The 4,433-nt window shown below is 47.3% G+C and carries 5 protein-coding genes; 3 read left to right on the forward strand and 2 right to left on the reverse strand.

The window, feature by feature from the left end:
- Nucleotides 1-44: 44 nt before the first annotated feature.
- Nucleotides 45-479, reverse strand: a complete 435-nt coding sequence (locus QUB37_RS29130; RefSeq protein WP_333168670.1) for a chloride channel protein — start codon at nucleotides 477-479, stop codon at nucleotides 45-47.
- A 138-nt stretch (nucleotides 480-617) separates the two neighbouring features.
- On the opposite strand from QUB37_RS29130, the gene QUB37_RS29135 reads away from it, so the two are divergent.
- Nucleotides 618-761 carry a hypothetical protein gene (locus tag QUB37_RS29135; protein WP_333168672.1) on the forward strand — a complete coding sequence of 48 codons (144 nt, stop codon included), beginning with the start codon at nucleotides 618-620 and terminating at the stop codon, nucleotides 759-761.
- Nucleotides 762-1,100: 339 nt separating this feature from the next.
- On the opposite strand, the gene QUB37_RS29140 is transcribed toward QUB37_RS29135, so the two are convergent.
- Complete coding sequence (locus tag QUB37_RS29140) at nucleotides 1,101-2,006, reverse strand: CoB--CoM heterodisulfide reductase iron-sulfur subunit B family protein (protein ID WP_333168674.1); 906 nt, start codon at nucleotides 2,004-2,006, stop codon at nucleotides 1,101-1,103.
- A 384-nt stretch (nucleotides 2,007-2,390) separates the two neighbouring features.
- Here QUB37_RS29140 and acpP point away from each other — a divergent pair, with 384 nt between their 5' ends.
- On the forward strand, nucleotides 2,391-2,645 hold the full coding sequence (gene acpP / locus QUB37_RS29145; RefSeq protein ID WP_006633716.1) for an acyl carrier protein: 255 nt from the start codon (nucleotides 2,391-2,393) through the stop codon (nucleotides 2,643-2,645).
- A gap of 97 nt (nucleotides 2,646-2,742) precedes the next feature.
- Nucleotides 2,743-3,996, forward strand: a complete 1,254-nt coding sequence (fabF, locus tag QUB37_RS29150) for a beta-ketoacyl-ACP synthase II (protein ID WP_333168677.1) — start codon at nucleotides 2,743-2,745, stop codon at nucleotides 3,994-3,996.
- Nucleotides 3,997-4,433 lie beyond the last annotated feature (437 nt).

Raw genomic sequence — 4,433 nt, forward strand, 5'->3', positions numbered from 1 at the left:
AATTATAAAATGGAACCGAAAAATAAAAAATAAAGGTAACTTAGTTAATGCAGTTTAGATGTCGAACAGCTTAGTGCCTCTCCACGCAATTGAAAGCGATCTGCTAACCACGTACCAATTGAACCTGTTACTTGCACCATTGGTGCTTCTGGACCCGCACTGCCTCCACTTGCGATACTGATTAGCGACGACAGAATCATCGAAGGATTCTCGTTCATTGGTAACCGCCCACCATTGAGATGAATATTGTCAATAATCAACCCTATTTCGCCAGGATTTCCCAGCCAATGAATGAGCAAACCGATGAGCAAACCCGCAAGTGGCATGATGATTAGCAGAGAAAATCCACTAAAATGTTCAAATCCCACCATCATGTAAGACAAAAATATCCAATAACTTGCACCAAACAAACCACAAATGATTCCTAGCATGGCCCATAGGAATACCGAACGTGTGAGATTTACTGGGTTTCGTTTCATTGCTGATTCCTTATTCATAACTAGGCAGTTAGGAAGTCTTAAAAAACTATTTTGTGTAATTGTATACAACTTTTGTTTCTGTTGTCTGCATATTAACCTACCAATCACCACACTTGCTTTGGAGTGTAGATCCGGGCTATGGAATGCGAAGAGAGCGATCGCAGTCTAACAAGGGCTGGCAACGGAACTGAGGCATCGGTTATCAGTGGTGTAGCCACCGTGCAACGCCGTTCGCTGAAGCCCCCGTTGTTAGACCGCTTCATCTCTTGGTGGTGTCAATAGCTTAAAGAACGCATTTGGGATCTCTGATGACGAGCTAAGATCACAAATAAATCCCATAGTCGAGCAACTTAACCTACAAAGAGTGATAACTCCGCAGCGCCATTGCTGCCCCATCAGGAAAACACTAGACCGCCTCTGGGGACAAAACGACAATTTGTGGACGGTATCTTCTATCAACTCAAGAGTGTATGAGCGTGATCGATCGTCCCGCTAGCACTCGCGTATAATTGCGATCTAACCGGATTTGATATGAGAAAAAACTAAAGTCCTGACTACCAACCTGGGTTTGATATGAGAAAGGACTAAAGTCATTACTACAAACCCGCGCAAATCGATCGGCTAAAAGCCTAATTTTTCTAACACGGGCTTAGTTGACACAATATGTCGATCGAGTCCTAGTTTTTTTGGCTCCACACCCAAAGCCAAAGCCACTAATTGCGACAAATGCAACACCGGCAAACCCAACTTGCGCCCGATTACTTTTTCCACCTCCGGCTGTCGCGAATCCAAATTTAAATGACAAAGCGGACAAGGCGTTACCATACAATCAGCGCCATTGTCAATAGCATCTTGAATATGTTTGCCTGCCATCTGAAAAGATTGGTTAGTGGCATAACTCGCCAACGGCCAGCCGCAGCACTGCGTCCGGCCTCGATAATAAACCGGAGTTGCCCCGATCGCCCGAAACACATTTTCCATCGATTCCGGTTGATGCGGGTCATCGTAAAGCAGCTTATCCTGAGCTCGCAGCAAATAACAGCCGTAAAAAGCCGCGCACTTCAAACCCGAAAGCTTGTGGGTGACTCGCTTTTGAACTTCCTCCAAACCGTAATCGGCAACGATCGCCCACAACAGATGTTTCACCTCGGTACTGCCTTGATAAGGCGAACAGCCTTGTTTTTCGAGTAAACCGTTGACTTTTTCTATGTAGTTGGGATCGGTTTTTTGGCAATCCTTAAGGCGATCGTCCACATGACCGATGACCCCTTGACAAGTGCTGCAATGCGTCAGCAAAGGCAGATTCAGTTCCTCAGCCAAAGCAATATTGCGAGCGTTGACAGTATCTTCGAGCAACTGCGAATCTTCCTTGAAAGTGCCAGAACCGCAGCAAGAAGCTTTTTTGAGTTCCACCAGTTCGATGCCCAACGCTTGAGTCAGTGCTTGGGTAGAAAGGTAAAGTTCGCGGGCGGCCCCTTGGGCAACGCAACCGGGAAAGTAAGCATATTTGAGATTTGGGGATGGCATAATTGTTGCTGCTGGGGACACAAGGTTCGGGAAAAGAAACTTGAGCGGTCAAAGTCGGGAGGTTTCCTGCTTAGTTTTCCCTCTTTATAATTAACGTATCACCGCATAGCTAGAAGCCAATTGTCAGCTTTTCTCAAGCATTTTGAGTTGATGACTGACGCACCATCGACCAAAAACCCGGTTCCTCAACGTTATCAGGTGGCTAAATGAGATGATTGATTTGGAGCTATGTGCGCTTTTTTGCCTTAGTCGTAGAGTTACTGCGATCGTCCGTGTCCCAATTGTCGCTGACCCGTGTCACTTAGAAAAGCGGCCAGCCTTTCTCCAGCAGATCCCCCTTTCGGATAAGATTAGATACGCAGCAACCAATGAGGACACGATGTTATGAGCCAAGACGACATTTTTGCTAGAGTCCAGAAAATTGTGGCAGAGCAACTGGAAGTCGATAAGAGCGAAGTCAAGCCCGAAGCCAACTTTGCTAACGATTTAGGAGCAGATTCCTTAGATACTGTAGAGCTGGTCATGGCCTTGGAAGAAGAGTTTGATATTGAAATTCCCGACGAAGCAGCCGAAGGAATTACTACGGTTCAAGCTTCTGTAGATTTCATCAGCAGCAAACTTGCAGCTCCAAAAGCATAAAATACCTGTCTTTTCCCCTAAGAGGAGAGAAGTTAGAAAACTGGAAACTCCTCTTTTGTTCTGCGTTCTGGGTGTTTAATTTTTTGAAACTGAAATCATGACAAATTTAGAGCGTAAGCGCGTTGTTATCACGGGTCTCGGCGCGATTACACCGATCGGCAATACCTTGTCTGAATATTGGGACGGGTTGCTTGCCGGGAAGAATGGTATAGGCCCGATCACCTTATTCGACCCGTCGCGGCACGACTGCCGCTTTGCCGCAGAGGTGAAGGGTTTCGACCCACACGACTATTTAGAGCGCAAGGAAGCAAAGCGGATGGATCGCTTTGCTCAATTTGGGGTGTCAGCGAGCAAACAAGCTCTTGCTGATGCGAAGTTTGAGATTAACGACCTGAACGCAGAACAGGTGGGTGTCATTCTTGGCACTGGCATTGGTGGCCTGAAGGTTTTAGAAGATCAGCAAGAGATATATCTGACTCGCGGCCCCGATCGGTGCAGCCCGTTTATGATTCCCATGATGATTGCGAATATGGCCGCGGGCCTGACGGCGATTCACACGGGCGCTAAAGGGCCAAACTCTTGCACGGTGACGGCATGCGCTGCCGGGTCAAATGCCGTGGGCGATGCGTTTCGCCTAGTTCAGGGGGGTTACGCGCAAGCCATGATTTGCGGCGGTACGGAAGCTGCGGTGACACCTTTGTGCGTGGCGGGTTTTGCTGCGGCGAGGGCGCTTTCGACTCGCAACGATGACCCGACTCATGCTTCTCGTCCGTTCGATCGCGATCGTGATGGTTTTGTCGTCGGCGAAGGTGCTGGCATTCTGATGCTAGAAGAAATGGAACACGCTCTGGCGCGTGGCGCGAGGATTTACGCAGAAATCGTTGGCTACGGTTTAACTTGCGATGCCTATCACATGACTTCTCCGGTACCGGGGGGGAACGGTGCGTCGCGGGCAATGGCTTTAGCGCTCAAGGATGCGGGTTTGACGCCGGATCAAGTGAGCTATATCAATGCTCACGGCACGAGCACGCTTCCCAACGATTCTACTGAAACAAAAGCGATTAAGCAAACTTTGGGAGACCACGCTTACAAAGTAGCAATTAGTTCTACCAAGTCAATGACCGGTCATCTTTTGGGCGGTTCTGGGGGAATTGAAGCGGTGGCGACGGTAATGGCGATCGCCAATGACAAAATCCCGCCGACAATTAATCTAGAAAATCCCGATCCTGAGTGTGATTTGGACTATGTTCCTCATACAAGCCGCGATCTAAAAGTTGATGTGGCGCTGTCGAATTCCTTTGGATTTGGTGGCCACAACGTGACTCTGGCATTCAAGAAGTTTGTTCAGTAACGGGTAATTTGAAAGTCGAGAGTTAAAAGGTGAAAAATTAATTTTTCACCTTTTAATTTTTAGATAAAGTTTAGATTTGGCGATCGGCTATTAAGTAAATCAACTTAATTCAACCTAAAATGCGATCGCGCGTTAGAGCCCCGCAACACTTTAACTGCTGGGAAGTTCTGCCTATTCTGTTTTTGATGAGCCGTTTCTCATATCACGTCCGGGTGAGCGCTTGACTCAAAACGGTTACTTTTCATGAGTCAAGCGCAACGAAGTAAGCGCGTTGCCGAAAGGGCGAGATTCTTCAGTTCCTTCAGAACTCAGGATGACAACTACTCAAGCGGACTTGATATGACTTAGTTTGTTAACAGAAACAGGTCTCTAAAAATATTTTCCCCAAACAAAAAGCGCCCCTATTTCTAGGAGCGCTTTTTGTTAATCTCAAGTTA

The organism is Microcoleus sp. AT3-A2 (assembly GCF_036705685.1).
Classification (GTDB): Bacteria; Cyanobacteriota; Cyanobacteriia; order Cyanobacteriales; family Microcoleaceae; genus Microcoleus.

Bases quoted from the DNA above. Each gene is read 5' to 3' on its own strand.
- fabF (WP_333168677.1), top strand. From the start codon at position 2,743: ATGACAAATTTAGAGCGTAAGCGCGTTGTTATCACGGGTCTCGGCGCG.
- acpP (WP_006633716.1), top strand. From the start codon at position 2,391: ATGAGCCAAGACGACATTTTTGCTAGAGTCCAGAAAATTGTGGCAGAG.
- QUB37_RS29135 (WP_333168672.1), top strand. From the start codon at position 618: ATGGAATGCGAAGAGAGCGATCGCAGTCTAACAAGGGCTGGCAACGGA.
- QUB37_RS29140 (WP_333168674.1), bottom strand. From the start codon at position 2,006: ATGCCATCCCCAAATCTCAAATATGCTTACTTTCCCGGTTGCGTTGCC.
- QUB37_RS29130 (WP_333168670.1), bottom strand. From the start codon at position 479: ATGAAACGAAACCCAGTAAATCTCACACGTTCGGTATTCCTATGGGCC.